Raw genomic sequence first — 24,956 nt, 5'->3', positions numbered from 1 at the left:
GCGCCCCGTGCGCTTCTCCCCCCACCGGCAGGCCTGCGATCCGTCATGCCCGCACACCGTCGTATCCGGCAGGCCGTACGGGCCCGAGGAGAAGAGTGAACACCACCGTCAGCGGATCCGTCCTGTCCCGTGGGCAGGAACGGCTCTGGTTCCTGAACCAGTTGGAGCCCGGGGACGCCTCGTACAACATCCCGCTGGTGCTCCGGCTCACCGGCGTGCTGGACCGCTCGGCGCTGCGGGCGGCCCTGGACGCGGTGGTCGCCCGGCACGACGCGCTGCGCACCCGGTTCCCCGCCGAGGACGGGCGCCCGCGAGCGGTCGTCGAACCGCCCGCCCCGGTGCTCCTGGAGGAGACGGACCTGCGGGAGGACCCCTCGGCGGAGGCCGGCGAGCTCGCCCGGCGCGTCAACCTCGGCTTCGACCTGGCCCGCGGCCCCCTGCTGCGCGCCGCGCTGCTGCGCACCGGCGAGAACGTCCACGTGCTCTGCCTGGTGTTCCACCACATCGTGGCCGACGGCTGGTCGCTCGGGCTGCTGCGCGCGGAACTCGCCCGCCACTACGCCGACGTGTGCGCGGGCCGGGCCCCGGACCTGACCCCCGCGCCCTCGTTCCTGGCCCACGCCGCCGCGACCCGTGAACGCGCCGACGGCGAGGAGGTCGCCGAGGCGCTCGCGCACTGGCGTGACACGCTGGCCGGCGCGCCGGCGCTGGAACTGCCTCTGGAGCGGCCCCGGCCCACCCGGCCGAGCAGCGCCGGAGCCTTCCTCACCCGGCGGCTGCGGGGTCTGGGGCCGCAGCTGGACGCCTTCGCCCGGGCACGGCGGCTCACCCCGTTCATGGTGCTGGCCGCCGCCTACCAGGCGGTGCTGCACCGCTGCACCGGGCAGGACGACTTCTGCGTCGGCGTGCCGACCGCGGCCCGCACCACGCCGGAGAGCGAGGAGACCGTCGGCTACTTCTCCAGCACCCTCGTGCTGCGCGCCGCCCTCTCCGGCGCCCCCACCTTCGACGCCCTGCTGCGCCGCACCCGCTCCGCCTGGATGCGCGCGCTGACCCACGGTCACGTGCCGTTCGAGCGGCTCGCCGAGGAGCTCCGGCTCGAACGCGACCCCGGGCGCACGCCGGTGTTCCAGACCCTGCTGACCGTGCACACCCAGGAAGGCGGGGCGCTGGAGGAGCACCGGTTCGCCGGGCTGACCTGCGTCGAAGGGGACGGCGGGCACACCGCCAGCAAGTTCGAACTCACCCTGGACGTACGGCGCGAGGGCAACGACCTGGTGGCCGTCCTCGGTCACCGGACCGACCTGCTGGAGCAGGCCTGGGTCGCCGCGCTCGGACGGCGTCTGGAGTCCCTGCTGCGCGCCGGGATCGACGCCCCGGACACCCCCGTCCATCTGCTGCCCGTCCTCGACGAGGCCGAGGCGTCGGAGACGGTGCTCCACGGGCCGTCGCTGCCCGGCCACCCCGGCACGGTGCTCGAGGCGGTCGACCGCGCCGCCGCCGGGGCGCCGGACGCGGTGGCCCTGGTGGGCGGAGGCGAGACGCTGTCCCACGGACGGCTGGCCGACGAGAGCGCCCGGCTGGCGGCCCGGCTGGCCCGGCACGGGGTCCGGCGAGGCGACGTGGTGGCCTTCTGCCTGCCGCGCGGCCCGCTCGCGGTGGTCACCATGCTGGCCGCCTGGCGGGCCGGCGCGGCCTACCTGCCGCTGGACCCGGGATACCCGGCCGCCCGGCTGGCGTTCATGCTCTCCGACAGCGGCGCCCGGGTCCTGGTGACCGAGGACGGGACCGCGGTGGAGGGACTCCCGGGCGGCGTCCCGGTGGTGGCCGCCCGGGCGGCGGACGCCGCGGACCCCCAGGACCGGCCCGCGGCACGCGCCACGCCGTCGCCGCCCCGGCCGGAGGACGGCGCCTACCTCGTCTACACCTCCGGCTCCACCGGCACGCCCAAGGGCGTCCTGGTCCCGCACCGGGCGCTGGCCGCCCGCGTCGCCTGGATGCGCGAGGGCTACCGGATCACCTCCGCCGACCGGGTGCTGCAGTTCGCCTCCCTCTCCTTCGACACCTGCGCCGAGGAAGTGTTCCCGGCCCTCGCCTCGGGCGCCGCCCTGGTGCTCGCCGAACCCGGCGCGGGCCTCCCCGAGCAGCTGGCCCGCGAGAGCGCCGCCGGGCTGACCGTGCTGGACCTGCCCACCCCCTACTGGCACCACCTGGTCGCCGACCTCGACGCGACGCCGTGGCCGGACACCCTGCGGCTGCTGATCCTGGGCGCCGACCAGGTGCGTCCGGAGGCCGTCGCCGCCTGGCGCACCCGCTTCGGCGACCTTGTCCGCGTGGTCAACTCCTACGGGCCCACCGAGACCACCGTCATCGCCACCACCGCCGAACTCGAAGCGGCGGACGCCGCGCGCCGGCCCCCCATCGGCGTGCCGATCGGCGGCACCCGGGTGACCGTGCTCGACCGGCACGGCGGGCCGGTGCCCCCGGGCTCGCCCGGCGAACTGGTGGTGGGCGGCGCGGGAGTGACGTACGGCTACCTGGGCCGGCCGGGCGCCACCGCCCGGGCCTTCGTGCCCGACCCCGACGGGCCGCCCGGCTCCCGCCGCTACCGCACCGGGGATCTGGTGCGCCGCCGGTCCGACGGCGCCCTGGAGTTCCTCGGCCGCATCGACGGCCAGGTCAAGGTGCGCGGCTTCCGGGTCGAGCCCGGCGAGACCGAGAGCGCGCTGCTCGCCCTCGACGGGGTGGGGCAGGCCGTGGTCACCGTACGTGAGGACGCCCTGGTCGGTCATGTCGTGGCCGCCGCGGGCCGGCCCGCGCCCGATCCGGACGCGCTGCGCGCCGCCCTGGCGGCGACGCTTCCCCCGCACCAGGTCCCCGGCGTCCTGCTGGTGCTGGACGCCCTGCCGCTGACGCCCAACGGCAAGCTGGACCGGCGCGCGCTGCCCGATCCGCGGAGCCTCGCCCGGTCCCGTCCCGCCTACGAGGCGCCGCGCACCGAGGCCGAGGAACTGGTGGCGGAGGTCTGGCAGGAGGTCCTGGGCGTGGAGCGGGTCGGCGTCCTGGACGACTTCTTCGACCTGGGCGGGCACTCGCTGCTCGCCACCCGGGTGGTCGCCCGCATCCGCGCGACGGCCGATCTCGCGGTGCCGCTGCGCACCCTGTTCACCCACCGCACCGTGGCCGCCTTCGCCGACGCCGTCGAAGCCGCCCTGGTCGCCGAGCTCGCCGAGCTGTCCGAGGAAACCGCCGAGGAACTGCTCGCCGCCCAGGACGCCCTGGCGCAGGACGTCCTGCCACAGGAAGCCCTGGCGCAGGACGTCCGCGAAGGGACAAGCACCGTCTCATGAGCACCGACACCACCCCCGCCGCGGACGAGCTCTCGGCGGCGAAGCGGGAACTCCTCAAACGGCGGCTGCGCTCCCGCGCCTCGGCCCGACGGGCGGTGCCGCGCCGCCCCGACGACGCCGTGGTCCCGCTGTCCTTCGCCCAGGAACGGCTCTGGTTCATGGAGCAGTTCGCGCCGGGCACCGCCGCCTACAACATCCCGGTGGCGCGCCGGCTGCGCGGCCCCCTGGACCGGGCCGCACTGCGCCGCGCCCTCGACGCCTCGGTCCGGCGGCACGAGACCCTGCGCTCGCGCTACCCGGCCACCGAGGACGGCCGGCCGGCGCTGGAGATCCTCGGCTCACTGCCCGTGGAGCTGCCGGTGGTGGACGCCGGCGACGAGACGGAGGCCGCGCGGCTGGCCGACGAGGCGGCCGCCGAGCCGTTCGACCTGGAGCGGGGCCCGCTGTGGCGCGCCCTGCTGATCCGGCTGGACGCCGAGGACCATGTGCTGCTCCTCGTGGTGCACCACAGCGTCGGCGACGGCTGGTCCAGCGAGGTGCTGGTCGGCGAACTGCTGCGCGGATACGCGGCGTACACGGCGGGCCGGCCGGACCCGCTTCCCGAACTCGAGGTCCACTACGGCGACTTCGCCCTCTGGCAGCGGGAGCGGCTGTCCGGGGACCGGCTGGCCGCCGAGGTCGCCCACTGGGCGGACGAGCTGGCGGAGGTCGAACCCCTGGAGCTGGCCCTGGCCGCGCCCCGCCCGCCCCGGCAGACCTTCGAGGGAGCCGGCTACGGCTTCACCGTCCCCCGCGACCTGCTGGACCGGCTCGCCGCCGTCGGCAGCCGGCACGACGCCACCGTGCACATGGTGATGCTGGCAGCCTTCCAGGTGCTGCTCGCCCGATACGGCGGCCGCCGCGACTTCGCCGTCGGCTCGCCCGTCGCGGGCCGCCCGGAGCCCGAACTCGAGCCGCTGATCGGCATGTTCGTCAACGTCCTGGCCCTGCCCGCGCGGCTGGAGGGAGACCCGTCCTTCACCCAGCTGCTGGAGCGCGTCCGGGAGACCTGTCTGGAGGCGTACGCCCACCAGGAACTGCCCTTCGCGCAACTGGTCGCCGAACTGAACGTGCCGCGCGACGTCAGCCGCCCGCCGGTCTTCCAGGCCGTCCTGGCCGTCCAGAACTACGCCGTCGAACGCGGGACGCCGGAGGGACTCGGACTGGAGGTCGAGCCGTTCGGGCTGCGCGCCGGCGGCACCCGGTTCGACCTGGAACTCTTCCTCCAGGAGTGGCCGCAGGGCCTGATCGGGGCGTTCAACTACAACACCGACCTGTTCACCGAGGCCGCCGTCGCCACCCTCGCCGGCCATCTCGACCGGCTGCTGCGGGCGGTGGCCGACCGTCCGGACGTCCCGCTGTCCGCCCTCGACGCCCTCTCCGGCGAGGAACGGGCCTTCGAGCTCACCGCGTTCAACGACACCGCCGTCGACCGCCCGGACACCACGCTGACCGCCATGGTCGCCGAGCGGATCGCCCGCACGCCGGACGCGGTGGCGGTCTCCTTCGAGGGCGCCGACGCCCTCACCTACGCCGGACTGGACGCGGCGGCCGACCGGATCGCCTACCGGCTGGCCGCCGAGGGAGTCGGCCCCGGCAGCCTGGTCGCCGTCTGCGCCGAGCGCTCCCCCGAACTGGTCGCCGCGCTCCTGGGCGTCCTGCGCACCGGCGCCGCCTACACCCCGCTCGACCCCGAGTACCCGGCCGAACGGCTGACGTTCCTGCTCTCCGACAGCGGCGCGTCCGTCCTGCTCACCCAGCGGCGGACACCGGCGCCCGAGGGCGGCACGGCCCGTGTCCTGCACCTCGACGACCCCGCCGCGTGGCCCGACCCGCCGGCCGGCAGCGCCCGCCCGGCGGGCCCCACGCCCGCCGACACCGCCTACCTGATCTACACCTCCGGCTCCACCGGCCGGCCCAAGGGCGTCCCCAACACCCACCGGGCCATCGCCAACCGGCTGCGCTGGATGCAGGACGCCTACCGGATCGGCCCCGGCGACACCGTCCTGCAGAAGACCCCGGCCGGCTTCGACGTCTCCGTCTGGGAGTTCTTCTGGCCGCTGATCACCGGCGCGCGCCTGGTGTTGGCCCGCCCAAGCGGGCAGAAGGACGCCGCCTACCTGCGCGACCTCATCGACGAGGCCCAGGTCACCGTCGCCCACTTCGTGCCCTCGATGCTCTCGGTCTTCCTGGCCGAGGAGGGACTCGAGGACAGCTGCCGTTCGCTGCGGCGCGTGGTCTGCAGCGGCGAGACGCTTCCCGCGGACACCGCCCGGCAGTTCGCCGCCCGGCTGCCCCGGTGCGCGCTGGCCAACCTGTACGGCCCGACCGAGGCCGCCGTCGACGTCTCCTCCTGGGAGTGCGAGGGACCGCTCGGCACCGTGCCCATCGGCCTGCCGATCCACAACACCCGCCTGTACGTGCTGGACGAGGCGCTGCGCCCGGTGCCGCCCGGCGCCCCGGGCGAACTGCACATCGGCGGCGACGCCGTCGCCCTCGGCTACCACGGCCGTCCGGGCCTGACCGCCGCCCGCTTCGTGCCCGACCCGTACGGACCGCCCGGCTCCCGCCTCTACCGGACCGGGGACCTGGCCCGCCGCCGGCCCGACGGCGCCCTGGAGCACCTGGGCCGTATCGACCAGCAGGTGAAGATCCGCGGCATGAGGATCGAGCCGGGGGAGACCGAGGCGGCGCTGCGCGCCCTGGACTTCGTCGCCGAGGCCGCGGTGGTGGTCCGCGAGGACACCCCCGGCGACAGGCGTCTGGTCGCCTACCTGGTGCCCCGGCGTTCCGCGCGGGAGGCTCCGGAGCCCGATCCGGCCGAGCTGCGCGCCGCGCTGAAGGTCACGCTGCCCGAGCACCTGGTCCCCAACGCGTTCGTGGTCCTGTCCGCCCTTCCTCTCACCCCCAACGGGAAGCTGGACCGCCGGGCGCTGCCCGCCCCGCAGGCCCGCCGTGCCGACGGCGGTGTGCGGGCGCCCCGCACCGAGGCGGAACGGGTGCTCGCGCGGATCTGGGCCGAGGTGCTGGGCCTGGAGGAGGTCGGCACCGACGAGGACTTCTTCGACCTCGGCGGCCACTCGCTGCTGGCCACCCAGGTGGTCGCCAAGGCCCGCCGCCGGCTCCCCGAGGCGGGGGCCCGCCCGGTCGGCGTGATGGACCTGTTCACCTGCCGTACGGTCGCCGCACTCGCCGCGCTGGCCGAGCTCGACGACGCCGACCGCGGCCCCCGCCGGCTGCTGCACCGCCTCACCCGGCCGGTGGACCCCCGGCGACGCCGGCTCACCCTGGTGTGCGTGCCGTTCGGCGGCGGCAGCGCGGTCGTCTACCAGCCGGTGGCCGACCTGCTGCCCGACGACGTGGAGCTGTGGGCGGTCTCCGTCCCCGGCAACGACCTCGGCGTCACCGAGGAGCGGCTGCCGTTCCCCGAGCTCGCCGAGCGGCTCGCCGGGGAGATCCGGGAACGCGTCGAGGGCCCGCTGGTGGTCTACGGCCACTGCGCGGTCGGCAGCGCCCTGTCGGTGGCCGTCGCCCGCCTCCTCGAGTCGTCGGGCCGGGAGCTGGAGGCGGTGTACACCGGCGCCCAGTTCCCCTTCGCCAGGCCCCGCTCCCGGGTGCTGACCGCCCTGTCGAAGATCGCCTCCATGGACCGTCTGGTCAACGACCGGGCCTACGTCAACTGGCTGACCGGCATGGGCCTGGACACCTCGGAGATCGACGAGGAGCAGATGCTCTTCATCGTCGGCAACATGCGCCGGGACACCGAGGCGGCCGAGGAGTACTTCACCCGGGCGATCGCCGAGACCGCCGCGGGCGCGCCGAGGCTGCGCGCCCCGCTGATCTCGCTGGTCGGCGACCGGGACCCGGCGGCCGACTTCTACCAGGAGCGCTACCGGGAGTGGCTGCTGCTCGCCGAGCGGTCGGCGGTGGCGGTGCTCGACCAGGGCGGCCACTTCTTCGTGAAGTTCCGGGCCGCCGACGTCGCCGAGGCGGTCACCACGGTGCACCGCGCGCTGCTCGACGGCGACACCGCGCGGCTGCCGTCCCGGGACCCGGACAACTCGTGGTGGTTCCACGCCGAGACCGGGCGGCCCGGGCAGCCGGAGGACACCGGCGGGACGCCGCCCCAGGACGCCGGGACACAGCCCCAGGACGCCCGGGCACACCCCCAGGACTCAGGGGCGGCGGCCGGGACCGGTGAGGGCCCGCAGCCCGGCATGGGCCGCTTCCTCACCGTCGCGGGCGGACAGATGGCCTCCATCATGGGCTCCGCGCTGACCGAGTTCGCGCTGCCCGTCTGGATGCTCCTGGAGACCGGTTCGCTCACCCGCTACGCCCTGTACGCGGTCGTGGCCATGCTGCCGGGCATCCTGGTCGGGCCGGTGGCGGGCGCCCTGGTGGACCGGCTCGACCGGCGCCGGGTGATGCTGGCCGGCGACGTGGCCGCCGGTGCCACCCAGGCGGGGATGCTGGGCCTGCTGCTGACCGGGAACCTGCACTCCTGGACCCTGTACCCGCTGCTCGCCGTGCTCTCCGTCGCCCTCACCTTCCAGCGTCTCGCCTATTCCTCGGCGGTGCCCCAGCTGGTGCCCAAGCGCTACCTCGGGCACGCCAACGGCGTGGTCCAACTCGCCTTCGGCGCGGCCCAGTTCGTGGTGCCGTTGGTGGCGGTGGCCCTGATGAGCGTGATCGGCCTGCAGGGCATCCTGATCCTGGACGTGGCGAGCTACGCCCTGGCCGTCGGCGTCCTGCTGGTGGTGCGCTTCCCGCGGACCATGCCGTGGAGCCGCCGGGAGTCCCTGGGCGAGGAGATCAAGCACGGCTTCGGGTACTCCTGGCGCAACCGGGGCTTCCGCTCGATGCTGCTCTGGTTCGCCGGCCTGAACGTCTTCCTCTCCCCGCTGTTCCTGCTGGCCACGCCGATGGTGCTGGCCTTCGACGACCTCGGCGGGGCGGCCCGGGTCGCGGTGGCGGGCGGCGCGGGCGCGCTGCTCGGCGGCGTCGCCATGGGGTTCTGGGGCGGGCCGCGCCGGCACCGGATGCGCGGCATGCTGGGACTGGCCGCCGGGCTGGCGGTGGCGGCCGCCGTCACCGGGCTCCGCGCCGACCTGTGGGTGGTCGCCGCCGGCGTCTTCGGCATGTCCTTCGCCCTGTCCATGGTCAACGGCGTCTACGCGACGATCGTGCAGACGAAGGTCCCCCAGCGGTTCCACGGCCGGGTGTTCGCCCTGAACACCCTGGTCGCCTGGTCCACGCTGCCGCTGGGGCACGGGGTGATCGCGCCGCTCGGCGCCTCCTTGTTCAACCCGCTGATGGAGGACGGCGGAGCGCTGGCCGGCCTTCTCGGCCCGCTGATCGGCACCGGGCCGGGCCGCGGCATCGCCCTGATGTACGTGCTGTTCGGCCTAGCGATGGCGGCCCTGGTCGCCCTGGGACTGCGGCTGCCGACGCTGGCCCGCTTCGACCGCGAGGTGCCGGACGCGGAGCCCGACGACCTGGTCGGCCTGCGCGAACGCGCCCGCGCCCGCGCGGCCCTGACCACCGCCGAGGGGCAGTCGTGACCGCCCCGGCGTCCCGCGCCGCGACCCGCCGGACGGCTGCCGTGCGGCCCGCGCCGCCCGGGTCGCTGCCCCGGCTGCTCGCCCACCGTGCGGCCCTGCACCCGGAGCGGACCGCGATCGTCAACGGGGAACGGCGGCTCTCCTTCGGGTCCTGGCAGACCCGTTCGGGGGCGCTGGCCGGCGCGCTGCGCTCGGCCGGCCTGCGGCCCGGGGACCGGGTGGGGCTGCGCTTCGGCGGCGCGGACTGGACCGAGTACGCCGTCGCGTTCCTCGCGGTGCTGCGGGCCGGCGGGGTCGCGGTGCCGCTCTCGGCCCGGCTCGCCCCGGCGGTCACCGCGCACGCCCTGGCCGACAGCGGCGCCACCCTGCTGCTGCACGCCACCACGGCCGCGCCGCCGGCTCCGCCCGGCAGGACGCCGGCCGTCAGGACGCTCACCGAGGAGGCCGCCGCCGGCCTCCCGGAACCGCCGGACCTGCCCCCGGCGGACCCGGCGGCCGACGCGCAGATCCTCTACACCTCCGGCACCACCGGCGTCCCCAAGGGCGTCACCGCCCGCCACGCCAACCTGGCGTACGGCTGCGTCCTGGACGAACGGCGGCGCCCGTTGCGGCACTCCGCCGCCTTCCTGCACGCCTTCCCGGTCGGGACCAACGCCGGGCAGACCATGCTGGTCAACGCCCTGGACGCGGCGGCGGTCTGTGTGGCCGCCCCGCACTTCACCCCGCTGCGGTTCCTGCGGCTGATCGAGGAGCACCGGGTCGGCAGCGTGTTCGTCGTCCCGGCGATGGCGATCGAACTGCTCTCCTCGCCGGCCCTGGACCGGTCCGGGCGGGACGGCGTGCGGCTGGTCGGTTCCACGGCCGCGCCGCTGCCGCTGCCGGTCGCGGCCCGGCTCGCCCGCGCGTTCCCCCGGGCACAGATCGCCAACTACTACACCTCGACGGAGGCCGCGCCCGCCCAGGTCACCCTGCTCTTCGACCCGGAACGCCCGGACTCCCCGGGGCGGCCCGCGTCCCTCGACCTCCTGCGGATCACCGACGACCGGGGCGCCCCGCTGCCGGCCGGCCAGGCCGGCGAGATCTGGCTGCGCTCGCCCACCGCGACGCGCGGCTACCTGGGCGAGCGGGACGACGAGGTGTTCCGGGGCGGCTGGGTGCGGATGGGCGACCTCGGCCGGATCGACGAGGACGGCTTCCTGCACCTGATCGACCGGGAACGCGACGTCGTCAAGTCGGGGGCGCACAAGGTGTCCACCCTGCAGGTGGAGAACGCGCTGCACGCCCATCCGCTGGTGGCGGACGCCGCCGCGCTGGGCGTCGCGCACCCGGTGCTGGGCAGCGTGGTGGCCGCCGTGGTGGTGCCCCGGGGCGAACTGACCGCGGGCGCCCTGCGCGCCTTCCTGCTCGACCGGCTCGCCGCCCACGAACTGCCGGCCACCGTCCTGTTCCGCGACGCGCTGCCGCGCAACGAAGGCGGAAAGGTCGTCAAGCGCGAGCTGCGCCGCATCCTGGACGAGGAGACATCCCGATGACCGCCCCCTTCCCGCCCGTCCCCCTCACCCCGGCCCAGCACGGCGTGTGGATCACCGAGCAGGCGCTGGACTCCGGCTCGGCCTACCACCTCTCGCTGACCGTCACCCTGGACGGCCCGCTCGACCCGGCGGCGGTGGCCGCGGCCTGCGCCGAGGCGGTGCGCCGTCATCCGGCGCTGGCGTGCCGGATCGACCCCGAAGGGCCCGCCCTGGTGCCCGGCCCGCCGCCGGTGCTGCGGGAGGTGGATCTCACCGGGGAGGAACCCGGCAAGACCGCCGAGGACGAGCGGGCCGCCCCCTTCGACCTCACCGCCGGGCCGCTCGCGCGGTTCACGCTGCTGCGGCACGGGGAACGGGAGCACACCCTGCTGGTCGTCGCCCACCACCTGGTGTTCGACGGCGAGTCCAAGGACGTGCTCCTCGCCGACCTCGCGGCGGCCTTCCGCGGCGAACGGCCCGCGGGCCCGGTCCCGCCCCTGACCGCGGAGCGGCCCTTCGCCGACGAGGAGGTCCGGGGAGCCACCGCGTTCTGGGCCGGGCGGTGGCGGGAGCCGGCCTCTCCGGTGCTCCCGGGGCTCGCCGCCGCCGGGGCGGGCACCACCCCGGCGGCCGGAGCCGCCGCCTCCTTCCGGATCACCGGAGCCCGGCACACCGCCGTCTCCGCCGCGGCCGCCTCCCTCGGCGTGACCCGGTTCGAACTGCTCACCGCCGCCTGGCACGCCCTGCTGGGCCGCTACGGGGACCCGGCCCCGGTCACCGCCGTGGAACTGTCGGTCCGCCCGCCGGGCGATGCCCGCCCGGCGGGCCTGTACGTCAACGAACTGCCGCTGTTCACCGCCCCCGCCGACGGCCTCTCCTTCGGCGAGTTCGCCCGGGCGGTCCGCGCCGAGCTGCGCGAGGTCTACCGGTACCGCGCCGTCCCGCTGGGCCGCGCGGTGCGCGCGCTCACCCCGCGCACCGCGCTCACGCCCCTGTCGGTCAGCTACCGGCGGCGCGCGGACGTCCCCGCGCCGCGGTTCGGCGAGGCGTCCGCCGAGGTGTCGTGGGCCGACTTCGCGGGCACCGCGCGCAACCTGGCCCACCTGCAGCTGGTCGACTCCGCCACGGGACTCGAGGGAAGCCTGCAGTACCGGGCCGGGGCGTTCGCCCCGGGCGCCCCCGAGCGGATCGTCCGGCACTTCACGACCCTGCTGGAAGCCGCGGCCGCCGGCCCGGAGACGCCGCTCGGCGACCTGCCGGTGCTGCCCGCCGACGAGCTCGCCGCGCAGCTCGACATCCCGGCCGCCCGGCCGGAGACCGCGGCCGCCACGGTGCCGGAGCTGTTCGCCGCGCGGGTCGCCGGGTCGCCGGACGCGGTCGCCCTGGTCTGCGGCGGCCGGAGCTGGACCTACCGGCGGCTGGGCGCGCTGGTGGCCGCGTTCGCCGGCCGGCTGGCAGCGCGGGGCGTGGGTCCCGGCGACCTGGTCGCCGTGGAACTGCCGCGCTCCGCCGAGCAGGTGGTGGCGGTCCTCGGCACCCTGGCGGCCGGCGCGGCCTATCTGCCGCTGGACCCCGACTACCCGGCCGAGCGGCTGGCCTTCGTCCGCGGAGACGCCGCGCCCTCCGTCCGGGTCACCCGCTTCCCCCAGGGGCCGGACGAGCTGACGCCGGCCCTGGAGGACGGAGCGCCGCAGGCCACCCCGCCCGCCGGCCCCTCCTCCGCCCATCCGGCGTACCTGCTGTACACCTCGGGCTCCACGGGCGCCCCCAAGGGCGTCGAGGTGCCGCACTCCGCGCTGGCCAACCTCCTGGCGGGCATGGGTGAGCGGCTCGGTTCCCGCCCGGGGGACCGCTGGCTGGGTCTGACCTCGCTGTCCTTCGACATCTCCGCCCTCGAACTGTTCCTGCCGCTGACCACGGGCGGCTGTCTGGTGCTCGCCCCCGAGGGCGGCTCCCTGGACGGGGCCGCCCTGGCCGAGCTGATGGAACGGGAGCGCGTCAGCCACGCCCAGGCGACGCCCAGCGGCTGGCGGGTGATGGTGGACGCCGGACTGCGCCGGCCGGAGCTGACCGCGGTCACCGGCGGCGAGGCGCTGCCCGCCCCCCTGGCCGCGGAGCTCACCGCCCGGACCGGGCGGGTGGTGAACGCCTACGGCCCCACCGAGACGACCGTCTGGTCCACGCTGGCCGAACCCGTCGAGGAGAACGGCCGGGTCGTCATCGGCGGACCGCTCGCCAACACCCGCGCCTACGTGCTGGACGACCGGCTCCGGCCCGTCCCCTGCGGCCTGCCGGGCGAGCTGTACCTCGGCGGGCTGGGCGTCGCCCACGGCTACCGGGGCCGGCCGGGGCTCACCTCCCGCCGCTTCCTGCCCGACCCGTACGGCCCGCCCGGCTCCAGGATGTACCGCACCGGCGACCTGGTGCGCCGTCGGCGACCGGGCGCGGCCCTGGAGTTCGCGGGCCGGGCCGACACCCAGGTCAAGCTGCGCGGGCACCGGGTGGAGCTCGGCGAGATCGAGGCACGTCTGCTCACGCATCCCCGGGTCGCCCAGGCCGCGGCCGCGCTGCGCGGCGCCGACGGCGACGCCCGGCTGGTCGCCTACCTGGTGGCCGACGGGCCGCGGCCCGGGCCCGGTGAGCTGCGCGAGTGGCTCGCCGCCGCGCTGCCCCCGGCGGTGCTGCCGTCCGGCTACGTGTTCCTGGACGGCTTCCCGCTCACCCCGAACGGCAAGGTGGACCGGGCGGCGCTCCCCGAGCCGCCGCGCGAGGACGGCGTGGACCAGGCGCGCCCGGAGGGCGGGCCCGCAGTGGGGGAGGGCGAGGACGAGGTGACCGCCGCCGTCCTGGCCGTCTGGCGGGAGGTGATGCGCCTGGACGACCTCGGCCCCGACGAGGACTTCTTCGACCTGGGCGGCCATTCGCTGATGATCACGGCGATCGCGGCCCGTATCCGCAAGCAGATGGGTGTGGTCGTCCCTCTGGACGTCTTCTTCGACACCCCCACCGCGCGCGGCGTCGCGGACGCCGTCGCCGACCTTCTCGAGGAGCAGCAGTGAGCACAGCGGAGCCCCGGTACCAGGTGGTCGTCAACGAGGAGGAACAGCACGCCCTGTGGCCGGCCGCCGCGCCGCTGCCGCCCGGGTGGCGCGCGGAGGGGTTCACCGGCAGCGAGGAGGAGTGCGCGGCCCATGTCGACGAGGTGTGGCCCGACATCCGCCCGCTGAGCCTGCGCCGCCGGATCGCCGACGAGGCGTCCCGGTGAGCGGTCTGGAGGAGCGGCTGGCCGACATGGTCTCGGCCGCCACCGACGGGCAGCTCTCCGCCGCCGAGGTCCTCGGCTGCCGGGCGTCGTTCGCCGAACTCGGGGTCTCCTCGCTGGCCCTGCTGCGGCTGGCGGACGCCTTGGAGGAGGAGTTCGGCCTCCAGGTCGACCTGGGCGATCCCGCGTTCCACCATGAGGGCCCTGCGGGGCTCGCCGGGCGGCTGCGGCCGGCCGATGTCTGACGGGCCCTCCGGCGGCGTCCGCCTGACCGTCCCGTTCCGCGGGGAGCGGGCCGGCCGGGCGCCGCTGACCTGGGGGCAGCGGGCCATCTGGCACGCCATCGGCCGCACCGCGCCCAACGACCACTACTTCAACCTGGGCCGGGTGCTGCCGCTCGCCGGCCGGGGACAGGCCGTTCCCGAGGAACGGTTCACGGCCGCGGTGGCCGCTCTGATGGCCCGGCACGAGGCGCTGCGCACCCGCCTGGAGACGGCGGACGGCGAGGACCGGCAGCGGCTGTTCGCCGACGGCGTGCTCCAGGCCGAGGTGGTCGACGCGGCCGGCCCGGCGGCCGGCCCGGCCGCAGCCGCGCTCCTGCAGCGCCTGTCGGGCGCCCGGTTCGGCTACCGGGACGAGTGGCCGGTGCGGGTCGGCGCGGTGCGCGGTCCTGAGGGCGTCACCCACGCCGTCCTGGCGGTGTGCCATCTGGCGGCCGACGGGCACGGCATGGAGGTGCTGGTGCGGGACCTGCGGCTGCTGGTCCGGCGCGGTTCGGCGGGCGGCCCGCCGGCCACCGCCCCGCTGGACCTGGCGCTCGAGCAGCACGGTCCCCAGGGCCGCCGGCGCGGCGCGGCGGCGCTGGCGCTGTGGGAGGACGGCTACCGGCGGATGCCGCCGGCCATGTTCCCCGAGCCGGTGGCCGAGCCTCTGACGCCCCGGTTCTGGACCGGCCGGCTGGTGTCCCGCGCGCTGGCCCGGGCCACCGACGCGGTGGCCGCCGCGCACCGGGTCAGCGGTTCGACGGTTCTGCTGGCGGCGTGCGCCGCGCTGGTGGCCGCGGGGCACGGGCATCCGCTGGCCGCCGTGATGCCCATCGCCGGCAACCGCGCCGGACGGGACCTGCGCGACATGGTGTCCACCCTCTCGCAGGACGCCCTCTTCCTGCTGGAGACACCGGACGCGTCCGTCACCTTCACCGAGCTGCTGCCCGGGGCGTGGCGGGCGGCGCTCGCCGGTTACCGGGCCGCCTCCTACCCGCCCGGCGACTGGGACGCGATGCGTGCCCGCGTCGGCCGGGAGCGCGGCACGGAGGTCCATCCGTACTGCTGCTTCAACGACATGCGGCTGGCCGAGCGGCCGGCCGCGGAGGGCTCCCCGGATCCGGAGGCGCTGCGGGAGGCCCGGCGCGACACCGTGTTCGACTTCCCGGCCACCCAGGAGCGGGTGGCCTGCCGGTACTGCGTCCATGTGACCGGTGACGACGAGGCCCTGACCGTCACCTTGACCGCCGACACCGCCTATCTGCCGCCGGAGACGATCCGGGCCCACCTGGAGGCGCTGGAGGAGGTCGTGGTGGCGTCGGCCTGCGGTACGCCGCCCCGCCTGTCCGACCTGCCCCGTCTGCTGGTGCCGGCCGGGGCCGCGGCGGCGGCCGCGGGAGGGGAGTCCTGATGCCCGGCGCCACCGGCCCGGCGCCCCGCCCGGCCGGCGCCACCGCCCCGGTGCCCCGCCCGGTCGTCCGGGCGGAGTCGACGTCCGTTCCGCAGGGCGGGCGGCTGCGGTTCCATGTCTCCGCCGGCGACGGCGGTCCGCTGCGGGGGCGGGTCGTGGTGAGCGACCCGGTCGGCGGCGCCGTCATGCTCAAGGCCCCCGTCTGCGGGACGTCATGGGAGCTGGAGATACCCGGCGACTGGCCGAGCTCCCTCTGCCGGGCCGTCTTCCACGACGACCGGGAGGAGGAACCGGAGCCGCTGACCGACGCCGAGCACGAGGTGTGGTTCGTGGTGCGTGCCGCCACGCCGGGCGAGACCTCGGCGATCCTCGTCTCGGTGCCGTTCGCCACCTGGCGCGCCTACCACCGGTCCGGCCAGCCCGGCCGGAGCCTGTACTACGCGGAGCAGCCCGGCCGGGCCACCCGGGTGCGCCTCGACTCTCCCGGCGGAGGGCCGCCCCCCGAGCGCTGGGAGGAGCCGCTGCTGCGCTGGCTGCCGGCGGCCGGCTACCGGGTGGAGTACTGCTCCAACCTGGACCTGCACGACGGCGGCGACCTCCTGTCGGCCTACCGCCTGCTGGTGGTGAACGGGCACGACGAGTACTGGACGGCCGGGATGCGCGACAGCGTCGAGGAGTTCGCCCGGCGGGGCGGCAACCTCGCCTTCTTCGCCGCCAACACCGCCTGGTGGCAGATCCGGCTGGAGGACGGCGGACGCACCATGGTCTGCCACCGCGACGCCGCGACCGACCCGCTTTCGGCCGTGGATCCGCGCCTCACCACGGTCGAGTGGTCCAGCGCCCCGGTCGGCCGCCCGGAGAACGCGATGACCGGGGTCAGCTTCCGCAACGGCGCCGGCGCCTGGGGCGACGGCATGGCGGTGATCGGCCGGGAGTCGTACACCGTGCGTTTCGCGGACCACTGGGTGTTCGAGGGGACCGGTCTGGCCGACGGCGACTCCTTCGCGCTCGGCGCGCTGGGCTACGAGACCGACGCCTGCGAACTCGACTGGTCGGCGGGCACGCCCCGGGCCACCGGCCGGGACGGCACCCCTTCCTCCTTCGCGGTGCTGGCCACCGCGGATCTGCGGCACTGGCGGCGCTGGGGACAGGGCGGCTGGGCGACCATGGGGGTCTTCCGGCTCGGCGCGGGCACCGTGTTCAACGCCGCGACCATCAACTGGGGCCGGGCGCTGGGCGATCCGGCTGCCGACCGGATCACCCGCAACGTCCTGGACCGGCTGGGCGGGGCGGTTCCCGGCGAGCCGTGGCAGGTGATCGGCCGTGCCGACGGGCTGCGCTCGGTGGCCGCCTGCGAGGGCCTGCTGTTCGCGGCCTCGGCGGACGGCGAGCTGTTCTGCCGGGAGCCCTCCGAGCAGAACCTGCCGTGGCGCCGGGTGGACGTGGCCCCCGAGCCGGGCCTGCGCTGTCTGACCGCGCCCCGGGAGGCGGCCGGTCCGCTGCCGCTGAGTCTGTACGCCGTCACCGCGGACGGCAGGCTGCTCGAGCGGGACCCGCTGCCCTCCCACGCCCCCTGGCGGACCGCGGGCACGGTGCCGCCGGACACGGTGGCCCTGGCGCTCTGCGACGCGGGGCTGTTCGCCGTCACCGCCGGCGACCGGCTGGCGTACCGTCCGGCCACCGGTCCGTCGGCCTCCTGGCGCACGCTGGGCCCGGCCGGCGGGGCGACCGCGCTGGTGTCCCTGAGCGCCCGGCTGTACGCCCTCACCCCGGACGGCCTGGCGGGCCGGCCGCCGGTGACGGGCCCGGCGCCGTTCACCGGCGTCGCGCCGTTCCCGCCGTCGCACGCCCTCGCCTCGTACGCCGGACGGCTGATCGCGATCACGCCGGACGGCCGCCTGATCAGCCATCCGGCGCCGACCGCCACCGAGCGGTGTGCGGTGCACGCTCCCACCCCGCGAACCTGACGGAGCGACAACCGATCACCTGACGACCGCCACCGCCCCACCCTGCGCGCCGCCGGCCTTCGGGGAAGCCCGCTTCATGATCACGGTCACGACGCCGTAGGCGTCGGCCGGCTCCAGGCCACGCTCCGTGGCCACCGGGGGAGGGGGGCGAGCGGCGTGGCAAACCGGATGGCAGGCCGCCGGGACGGGTTGTTAGCCTCGCCGGATGAGCATCCCGTCGCCCGAAGAGATCCGCGCCCTGCACGAGGAGTGGGCGCCCACCCCCGAGGCGTTCCGGTCGGTCCACACCCACTGCGAGATCGTGTGGCGGATCGCCGAGCACCTGATCGAGGCGTCAGGGCTCGACGTCGACGCCGAGCTGGTGCGCGCCGGCTGCCTGTTGCACGACATCGGGGTCTACCGGCTCTACTCGGACGACGGGGTGCTGGATCACAAGAACTACATCCGGCACGGGGTGCTCGGCCATGAGGCGCTGGAGAAGGCCGGGCTGCCGGAGACCCTGCGGCGGTTCTGCTCCTGCCACACGGGTGTCGGGGTGACCCGCGAGGACATCGAGCGGCAGGGGCTGCCGCTGCCGCCGGGGGACTACGTGGCGCAGACGGTGGAGGAGAAGCTGGTGATGTACGCGGACAAGTTCCACAGCAAGTCCCGGCCCACCTCCCTGCTGACGCCCGACGAGTACGCCGCTCATGTCCGCCGCTTCGGCGAGGAGAAGGTCGTCGCCTTCCAGGAGTTGCGCGCGGCCTTCGGCGACCCCGATCTCGGGCTGCTGTCCTCCCTCGAGGCGCTGGAAAGCCGGTCGGCATGACGACCGAGCTTCCGTCCGCGACCACCGACCCGCTGTCCGCCCTGTCCTGGCCGCTGGCCACCGAACGGCTGACCCTGCGCCGGGTGACCCCCGGCGACGCCGAGGCCATGTGGCGCTACCGGGGGCTGCCCGAGGTGTCCCACTGGCTGACGTTCCGGCCGGGGAGCCTCGACGACTGGCGGCGGCTGCTGGCGGCGCCGGACCGGCTGGCCACCACGCTGGTGGCGGAACGTGACGGTCGTGTCGTCGGTGACTTCTACCTGCGGGTCGAGGACGCCTGGGCGCAGCGGGAGGTCGCCGATCGCGCCCGCGGCGTCCAGGCCGAGCTGGGGTGGGTGCTCGACCCGGACCTCGGTGGCCGCGGGTACGCCACCGAGGCGTGCCGTGCGCTGCTGCGGGTCTGCTTCGAGGAGCTGCGGCTGCGGCGCGTGGTGGCCAACGCCTTCGCCGACAACGAGGCGTCCTGGCGCCTGATGGAACGGCTCGGCATGCGGCGCGAGCAGTACACCGTGCGTGAGTCGCTGCACCGTGATCTGGGCTGGATCGACGGGATCTCCTACGCGCTGCTCGCCGACGAGTGGGAGGAAGCGCGGGGGGCGGCCTCCGCCTGAGCGGACCTCCGCGGTGCGGTCGTGCGGCGCAAGGTTCCGGCTCGCACGGGTGAATGCGGGGGCCGAGGCGGCCGAGGGCGGCGGGAGAGGGGAATTCCGTCCACGCGCGACGGCACATCCGCCGGTCGCGTTCCCTGCCTCTCTCCCGTTGGAGGAACCCATGCGCGTACGCCGCGCCACCGTCACCGTCGTCGCCGCCTTCGCTCTCGCCGCCCTGGGCGTGAGCAGCGCCGCCGCGGAGGACGCCCCCCGCGATCAGCAGCACCACGCCCAGTCCTCCGAGCACGGCAAGGACGCGGACAAGGACAAGAGCCGCGAGCACGGCAAGGACAAGGACAAGGGCAAGGACAAGGACAAGGACAAGGGCAAGGACAAGGACAAGGATCGCGAGCACGGCAAGGACAAGGGCAAGGACAAGGACCGCGAGCACGGCAAGGACAAGAGCCGGGAGCACGGCAAGGACAGGGGTCACGAGCACGACAAGGGCAAGGACAAGGGCAAGGACAAGGGCCGCGACCACGACAAGGGCAACGGTCACGAGCACGGCAAGGGCAAGGACCACGGCAAGGACGAGGGCCGCGACCACGGCAAGGACCACGACAAGGACAAGGGCCGCGACCACGGCAAGGACAAGGGTCACGAGCACGACAAGGGCAAGGGCCACGGCAAGGACGAGGGCCGCGAGCACGGCAAGGACCAGGGCAAGGACGAGGGCCGCGAGCACGGCAAGGACAAGGACAAGGACAAGGGCCGCGACCACGGCAAGGGCAACGGTCACGAGCACGGCAAGGGCAAGGGCCACGGCAAGGACGAGGGCCGCGAGCACGGCAAGGACCAGGGCAAGGACGAGGGCAAGAACCGCGGCAACGAGCACGGCAGGGGCCACGGGCACCACGACGGCCGTGACCACGGCAAGCAGCAGCACTGCGACGGTGACGTGGTCGCCGCCGGCACCCGTTGGGCGTCGTGGAACGGCAGCTACTCCACCTACGCCGTGGTGTGCTCCACGGTCGAGTTCGACGACTGAGTTCGCCGAGGCCGGTTGAGGCCGGCCGGCAGTGGCTCCTCAGAGGTTGCGGAGGCCGTCCAGGACGGCCTCCAGCAGTGAGGGGTCGCTGCCGTCGGCGGAACGGTCGGGCATGGCGTGGATCAGGAAGCCTCCGTGGAGGAGGTCCGCGACGACCACCTTGGCTACCTGCAGCGGCAGTTGGAGCAGGGTCGCCAGCTCGGCCACCGAGAGGGCCTGCCCGGCGCAGAGCCGCACCGCGGCCAGGCCCTCCGGCGAGACCGCCTCGTACGGGGGGCTCGCCGCCGTCCGGACCAGTGAGCCGGACTCCAGCGGCACGGCCGGACGCGTCCGGCCCACGGTCACGGCGTAGGCGCGGACCGACGTCGTCTCCTGGGTCACCCACGGGTGCGGCCGGGCCACCTCAGTGACCGCCCGGCCGGTCGGCGGCGCGCCAGGCGCCCCCGGTGTACGGGCCGAACAACGCGTCGTCGGCCGGGGAGACGGGGGACGCGGGGGAGACGGGCTCGGACACCGCGGGCGAGGCCCCCGTCGTCCGGCCGCCCCGCGCCGGACGGCCCCGCACCACGCGTCCGGCCGCCGGCACGGTCCTGAGCTCCGGCCGGTCGGACCTCACCTGGGCGAGGGGAAGGGTGTCGGCGGCCGGAACGGGACGGCGGTGCTCCGGCTGCTCGCGGCCCGCGGGATCCTCCTCGGTCCGCTGCAGCAGGCTCGCGGGGAGGCGGACGAGCGCCTGCACCCCGCCGTAGAGGTTGGTCTGGAAACGCACCGCCAGCCGCAGCCGCTGGGCGACCCGGGCCACCACCGCCAGGCCCGTGCGGCCGTCCTCCCCGTCCGGCTCACGGACCAGGGAGACCAGTTGGTTCATCTCCTCGAGCTGGTCGCCGGTGAGGCCGGGACCCTGGTCGTCGATCTCGACGACCAACCCCTCGCGGGCCAGCGCGGTCCGCACCGTGACCCTCGTGTCGGCGGGGGAGAAGCGGGCCCCGTTCTCCGCGAGCTCGGCGATCAGGTGGATGACCTCGGCGGCGGCCGGACCCGCCAGCGCGTACCCGGCGGGCGGCGGCGCCACCTGGATCCGCGTGTAGTCCTCGGTCTCGGCGGCGGCCTGCCGCAGCACCGTGGAGAGCGGCACCGGACGGCGGACGTTCCGCGGCAGCCGGCCGTCGAGGACGGCGACGCTCTCCACCGCGCGCTGGGTCCGGGTCACCAGGTGGTCGATCCGGAAGAGCACGTCCAGCAGTTCCGGATCCTCGGTGCGGTCGTGGGCGTCGTCGAGGAGTTCCATGGCCCGCAGGACCAGTGTCTGGATCTTGCGGACGATGGCGAGGGAGGCGTCGGTCTGCCGGCCCGCCCCGGCGGTCAGCACCGCCGTGTAGGCGTCGGTCAGCGTCCGGCGCACCGTCTCCTCGAGGCCGGCGACGGCGCCGGGCGGGCGGGCGGTCCCGGTCGCCGGGGGGTCGGGCAGCTCCAGCGGCAGCGGGGTCTCGCCGCGCCGGACCCGGTGGGCGGCCCCCTCGAGTTGCCGCAGGCCCGCCTCCAGCAGCTCGCCCAGCCCTTGGGCCAGCGCCGCGGCGGACTCCTCGCGGGCGGCGGCCGAGGCGGCGGCGCGGCGGGCGGAGACGGTGGCCGTGGCGGTGACCGCGGCACAGCCGATGGCCGCGCAGATGCCCGCGCCCACCGCGGCCGAGGTGGGTAACGGCGAGAGGGCGGCGGCGTAGGCGGCACCAGCCAGGAGGGTGGCCGAGGCGGCGGGCAGGGCGCCCAGCGCGGTCGCCCGGCGCAGGGGAGCGCGGTCCAGGGGAGCGCGCCGCCCCGCCGGCGGATCCGCTGCGGGCACGGCGGACGTGGACCGGTGCTGCGGCGGACGCGTTGCCATGCGGAGCCCTCCTCCCCACACTGCCGGGTCCGCCGGGTGCGCGTGCCGGTGGGCGCGCGCGGGGCGGCGACAGGCAGGAGTGGTGGAACAAGTGGGACCAGACCAACGCGGATTATGCCCGTGGGAAGTGGACGACGACCGGACAAACGGGGAGCCCGGTGGCCCGGAAGACCGGTCCTGGCCGACTTTCGTCGCCCGCCGCCGGGCCTTCGGACCTCCTGTGCGACGGAGTTCCCGCACCTCGGGCGGGAGGCGGTGTTCCGGTGCGGCCCGTCCGCGGGTGACGTCGTCTCCCGCCCCCCTTGCCGCACTTTGGCCGAATCGGTCCCGTCCCGCGAGGGCCCCGCAGCAGCCACGGGCGACCCCGGACCACCGCACCCGGCGGTCGCCCGGAACCCCACGCGCGGGGGCGGCTCGTTCCCCCGCCCGGCGGACCCGGCCTGCGGAGTGCGGGACGGCTGGCCAGGCTGGGCATCATGGATACCGAGGCTCCCGCCAGGCGCACGTTCGCCGCAGAGTTCAAGGACGCGGTCCGCCCGCGCTCCGCGCTGCTCGTCCTGGGCGTGCTGGCGCTCGGCGTGCTCTTCATCGCCTCGTACGCCGGCGCCTTCCACCAGCCCAAGCCCAGGGACATCGCGTTCGGCGTCGTCACCGCGGAGCAGGGGCCGCGCTCCACCCGCCTGGTCGAGCAGCTCGACGCGCTGCCCGGGCGGCCCCTCGACGCCCGGCCGGTCGCCTCGGCCGAGGAGGCGCGACGGCAGATCGAGGACCGGACGCTCTACGGCGCACTGGTCGTCGACCCGCGCACCCCCGCGGACCGGCTGCTGGTCGCGAGCGGCGGCGGCTCCCCGGTGGCCGACGCGCTGGAGGAGGTCGTCGGCCGGGCGGAGGCACGGCAGGGCCGGCAGCTGCGGACCGTCGACCTGGTGCCCGTCGAACGGGGCGACGCGCGCGGGCTGTCGTCGTTCTACCTGATCGTCGGCTGGTGCGTGGGCGGCTACCTGTGCGCCGCCATCCTGGCCGTGGGCTACGGCGCGCGCCCGGCCAACCTCCCCCGGGCGGTGATCCGGCTGCTGGCCCTCGCCGTCTACGCCGTGCTCCTGGGGCTGCTGGGGGCGGTGGTGATCGGACCGGTGCTGGGCGCGCTGCCGGGCAGCGTCATGGCGCTGTGGTGGCTCGGCGCGCTGGTGGTGTTCGCCACCGGGGCCACCACGTTCGCCTTCCAGGGCGCGTTCGGCATCATCGGCATCGGCCTCACCGTCCTGGTGGTCGTCATCGCCGGCAACCCGAGCGCGGGCGGCGCCTATCCGTACCCGCTGCTGCCCCCGTTCTGGCGGGAGATCGGGCCCGCCCTCATCCCCGGCGCGGGCACCTGGACCGCCCGGTCCGTCGCCTACTTCGACGGGCGGGCCGTCACCGGGCCGCTGCTGGTCCTCGGCGCGTGGGCGCTGGGCGGCACGCTGGTGACGCTGCTGCTGTCGTCGCTGCGTCCCGGCCGACGGGCGGTCGAGGAGAGCGAGGTCCGCCAGATGTGACCACCACCCCGACGGCACGCGGCCCCCGCCTCGCCGCCGCCTCGCCCCGGCCGCGGTCCGGCCTCGGCCCGGCTTCAGTCCGGGAGGTGGCGCAGCGCGAACCAGAGCTCCATCCGCACGTCCGGATCGTCCAGGTCCGCCCCCAGGAGCGCCGCGCAGCGGGCGATCCGCTGCCGGACGGTGTTGCGGTGCACGGAGAGCGCCACGGCGGTGCGGTCCCAGCTGCCGTGCAGGGAGAGCCAGGCCCGCAGGGTCCCGGGCAGCGCGGGGAAGCCGGCGAGGGGCGCCAGCAGGGCCCGGGCGTGCTCCTCCGCCTCCCCGGGCGGCAGCAGGTCGGCCAGGCGTCCCCCCGGGCCGTGCCGGACCAGCGGAACCCGGGTGGCGCGGGCCCGGCCCAGGGCACGCGCGGCCTGCGCGTCCCCGGCCGCCAGGTCCTCCGGATCCACCACGGCGCTCACCCCCAGCCTCCAGCCGGGCCGCCGCTCCACCCGGCCGCCGGCGGGCACCAGCACCCGCACCAGACCGCCGGAGAGGTCGACCAGCGGCGAACCCAGCGCCTCGCCCAGCTCCGCGGCGGCCGCCGGGGCCGGGTCCGCGGCGTCCGCGGAACCGGCCTCCGGGCGGGCGTGAACCACCGTCCAGCGCTCGGCCCCGAGCAGCGGCGACACCTCCCGCGCACCGGCGCCCAGCAGCAGCCGCACCAGGGCCGCCGACCGGGCGGCGTCCGGGCCGTCGCCCCGCTCCCCGGTCAGCAGCGTCAGCAGCACCGTGGCCACCGCGGTGATGGTGTGGTCGCCCGGCTCCGTGCCGCCCGTCAGCCCCAGCGCGCCGCCCGTCCCCGCCCCGAGGGCGTACGCCGCCAGCCGCACGCCCTCCACCGTGTCGGTGGCCGAGGACGGCGCCGGGGAGACCGGCGATGGGGAGGGCAGACCCGCAGCCGACGTGACCGCAGCCGAGGTGACCGCAGCCGACGTGACCGCGACCGATGACACCGCGGCCGACGAGCCCGCAGCCGACGAGCCCGCAGCCGACCCGACCGGCGCCGACGAAACCGCAGCCGACGCGCCCGCCGCCGACGGCCGTACCACCCGGGCCAGCCCGGCCAGCGCCGCCCGTACCCGGGGACCCGGCTCCTGCCCGGCCGAGGCGCCCTCCGCCCCGTCCGCGTCGTACAGCACCGCCCAGCCGCCCAGCGCCCGGGCCAGCTGCCGCAGCACCGCCGGCACCGGATCGGGCCGCGAGGCCGCCGCCGCCAGGCTCCGCTGGGCCTCGGCGACCCGCCGCACCTCCGCCAGCCGGGCCCCGGCCACCAGCTCGCCGACCGCGCGGGCCACCGCGGAGAACGTGGTCCCCGGCGGCACCTCCACCAGCGGCAGCCCGCGCGCCCCGCAGGCGGCGACCAGCGCGCGCGGCACCGTGTCGTGCACCGGCGCCACCCCGAACCCCAGCGCCGCGCCGCCCGCGGCCAGGATCCGCTCCACATAGGCGTCGAAATAGGCGTCGAAGCACCCGGCGTCCGCCTCGGCGGGCACCTGCACGCCCGCCGTCAGCAGCAGTTCGCCGCCCAGCAGGTACGGGAACGGGTCGGCCATCTCCGACGCCTGCGCCCAGTGGACGTCCCCGTCGCGCGGCCCGGCGAGGTGCACCAGACCCAGATCGGCCCGCGCCAGCAGCGCAGCCAGCGGCACCGGGGGAGTGGGCGGGAGCGCCGGTGCGGAGGTCATGGTGGATG

General features: G+C 76.1%; 15 protein-coding genes. 12 read left to right on the top strand and 3 right to left on the bottom strand.

What is annotated here, in order from left to right; genetic code table 11:
• The first annotated feature begins 95 nt into the window (after positions 1-95).
• From ACWD3O_RS18140 to ACWD3O_RS18090, 11 genes are all read left to right on the top strand, one after another.
• On the top strand, positions 96-3,350 hold the full coding sequence (locus ACWD3O_RS18140; RefSeq protein WP_451416531.1) for an amino acid adenylation domain-containing protein: 3,255 nt from the start codon (positions 96-98) through the stop codon (positions 3,348-3,350).
• Positions 3,347-8,950, top strand: a complete 5,604-nt coding sequence (locus ACWD3O_RS18135; RefSeq protein WP_451416530.1) for an amino acid adenylation domain-containing protein — start codon at positions 3,347-3,349, stop codon at positions 8,948-8,950. Before ACWD3O_RS18140 ends, ACWD3O_RS18135 begins: the two co-directional genes overlap by 4 nt.
• 41 nt (positions 8,951-8,991) lie before the next feature.
• Complete coding sequence (locus ACWD3O_RS18130; RefSeq protein WP_451416599.1) at positions 8,992-10,482, top strand: class I adenylate-forming enzyme family protein; 1,491 nt, start codon at positions 8,992-8,994, stop codon at positions 10,480-10,482.
• Positions 10,479-13,520 (top strand): non-ribosomal peptide synthetase, encoded by a 3,042-nt coding sequence (locus tag ACWD3O_RS18125; RefSeq protein ID WP_451416529.1) that lies wholly within the window; start codon positions 10,479-10,481, stop codon positions 13,518-13,520. The genes ACWD3O_RS18130 and ACWD3O_RS18125 overlap by 4 nt, the downstream gene beginning before the upstream one ends.
• Positions 13,517-13,726 (top strand): MbtH family protein, encoded by a 210-nt coding sequence (locus ACWD3O_RS18120; RefSeq protein WP_451412583.1) that lies wholly within the window; start codon positions 13,517-13,519, stop codon positions 13,724-13,726. Before ACWD3O_RS18125 ends, ACWD3O_RS18120 begins: the two co-directional genes overlap by 4 nt.
• A complete protein-coding gene (locus ACWD3O_RS18115; RefSeq protein WP_451412584.1) occupies positions 13,723-13,968 on the top strand; it encodes a phosphopantetheine-binding protein in 246 nt (81 codons plus the stop codon). Before ACWD3O_RS18120 ends, ACWD3O_RS18115 begins: the two co-directional genes overlap by 4 nt.
• Entirely contained in the window at positions 13,961-15,397 is a 1,437-nt protein-coding gene (locus ACWD3O_RS18110) for a condensation domain-containing protein (RefSeq protein ID WP_451416528.1), read from the top strand. The genes ACWD3O_RS18115 and ACWD3O_RS18110 overlap by 8 nt, the downstream gene beginning before the upstream one ends.
• A complete protein-coding gene (locus ACWD3O_RS18105; protein WP_451416527.1) occupies positions 15,397-17,364 on the top strand; it encodes a N,N-dimethylformamidase beta subunit family domain-containing protein in 1,968 nt (655 codons plus the stop codon). The genes ACWD3O_RS18110 and ACWD3O_RS18105 overlap by 1 nt, the downstream gene beginning before the upstream one ends.
• Before the next feature lie 205 nt (positions 17,365-17,569).
• Positions 17,570-18,172, top strand: a complete 603-nt coding sequence (locus tag ACWD3O_RS18100; protein WP_451416526.1) for an HD domain-containing protein — start codon at positions 17,570-17,572, stop codon at positions 18,170-18,172.
• The gene (locus ACWD3O_RS18095; protein WP_451416525.1) at positions 18,169-18,783 is read left to right on the top strand and encodes a GNAT family N-acetyltransferase; all 615 of its coding nucleotides are present in this window, start codon (positions 18,169-18,171) and stop codon (positions 18,781-18,783) included. Before ACWD3O_RS18100 ends, ACWD3O_RS18095 begins: the two co-directional genes overlap by 4 nt.
• A gap of 160 nt (positions 18,784-18,943) precedes the next feature.
• The gene (locus ACWD3O_RS18090) at positions 18,944-19,810 is read left to right on the top strand and encodes a hypothetical protein (RefSeq protein ID WP_451416524.1); all 867 of its coding nucleotides are present in this window, start codon (positions 18,944-18,946) and stop codon (positions 19,808-19,810) included.
• Positions 19,811-19,849: 39 nt separating this feature from the next.
• On the opposite strand, the gene ACWD3O_RS18085 is transcribed toward ACWD3O_RS18090, so the two are convergent.
• Together ACWD3O_RS18085 and ACWD3O_RS18080 are read right to left on the bottom strand one after the other, a co-directional pair.
• Positions 19,850-20,191, bottom strand: coding sequence for a DUF742 domain-containing protein (locus tag ACWD3O_RS18085; protein ID WP_451412604.1), 342 nt, complete (start codon positions 20,189-20,191; stop codon positions 19,850-19,852).
• A 22-nt stretch (positions 20,192-20,213) separates the two neighbouring features.
• The gene (locus ACWD3O_RS18080; RefSeq protein WP_451416523.1) at positions 20,214-21,689 is read right to left on the bottom strand and encodes a sensor histidine kinase; all 1,476 of its coding nucleotides are present in this window, start codon (positions 21,687-21,689) and stop codon (positions 20,214-20,216) included.
• Between the two features lie 473 nt (positions 21,690-22,162).
• Here ACWD3O_RS18080 and ACWD3O_RS18075 point away from each other — a divergent pair, with 473 nt between their 5' ends.
• Complete coding sequence (locus ACWD3O_RS18075; protein ID WP_451416598.1) at positions 22,163-23,224, top strand: DUF3533 domain-containing protein; 1,062 nt, start codon at positions 22,163-22,165, stop codon at positions 23,222-23,224.
• A 74-nt stretch (positions 23,225-23,298) separates the two neighbouring features.
• Here ACWD3O_RS18075 and ACWD3O_RS18070 read toward each other — a convergent pair whose 3' ends face one another.
• Positions 23,299-24,948 carry a helix-turn-helix domain-containing protein gene (locus ACWD3O_RS18070; RefSeq protein ID WP_451416522.1) on the bottom strand — a complete coding sequence of 550 codons (1,650 nt, stop codon included), beginning with the start codon at positions 24,946-24,948 and terminating at the stop codon, positions 23,299-23,301.
• Positions 24,949-24,956 lie beyond the last annotated feature (8 nt).

Source organism: Streptomyces sp. NPDC002640 (assembly GCF_053592575.1).
The sequence above is the reverse complement of the archived record's forward strand: the minus strand, read 5'-3'. Positions and strand labels throughout refer to the sequence as shown.

Excerpts from the sequence above, each read along its gene's own strand:
- ACWD3O_RS18090 (WP_451416524.1), top strand. The coding sequence starts at position 18,944 with ATGCGCGTACGCCGCGCCACCGTCACCGTCGTCGCCGCCTTCGCTCTC.
- ACWD3O_RS18135 (WP_451416530.1), top strand. The coding sequence starts at position 3,347 with ATGAGCACCGACACCACCCCCGCCGCGGACGAGCTCTCGGCGGCGAAG.
- ACWD3O_RS18110 (WP_451416528.1), top strand. The coding sequence starts at position 13,961 with ATGTCTGACGGGCCCTCCGGCGGCGTCCGCCTGACCGTCCCGTTCCGC.
- ACWD3O_RS18080 (WP_451416523.1), bottom strand. The coding sequence starts at position 21,689 with ATGGCAACGCGTCCGCCGCAGCACCGGTCCACGTCCGCCGTGCCCGCA.
- ACWD3O_RS18125 (WP_451416529.1), top strand. The coding sequence starts at position 10,479 with ATGACCGCCCCCTTCCCGCCCGTCCCCCTCACCCCGGCCCAGCACGGC.
- ACWD3O_RS18070 (WP_451416522.1), bottom strand. The coding sequence starts at position 24,948 with ATGACCTCCGCACCGGCGCTCCCGCCCACTCCCCCGGTGCCGCTGGCT.
- ACWD3O_RS18095 (WP_451416525.1), top strand. The coding sequence starts at position 18,169 with ATGACGACCGAGCTTCCGTCCGCGACCACCGACCCGCTGTCCGCCCTG.
- ACWD3O_RS18100 (WP_451416526.1), top strand. The coding sequence starts at position 17,570 with ATGAGCATCCCGTCGCCCGAAGAGATCCGCGCCCTGCACGAGGAGTGG.
- ACWD3O_RS18105 (WP_451416527.1), top strand. The coding sequence starts at position 15,397 with ATGCCCGGCGCCACCGGCCCGGCGCCCCGCCCGGCCGGCGCCACCGCC.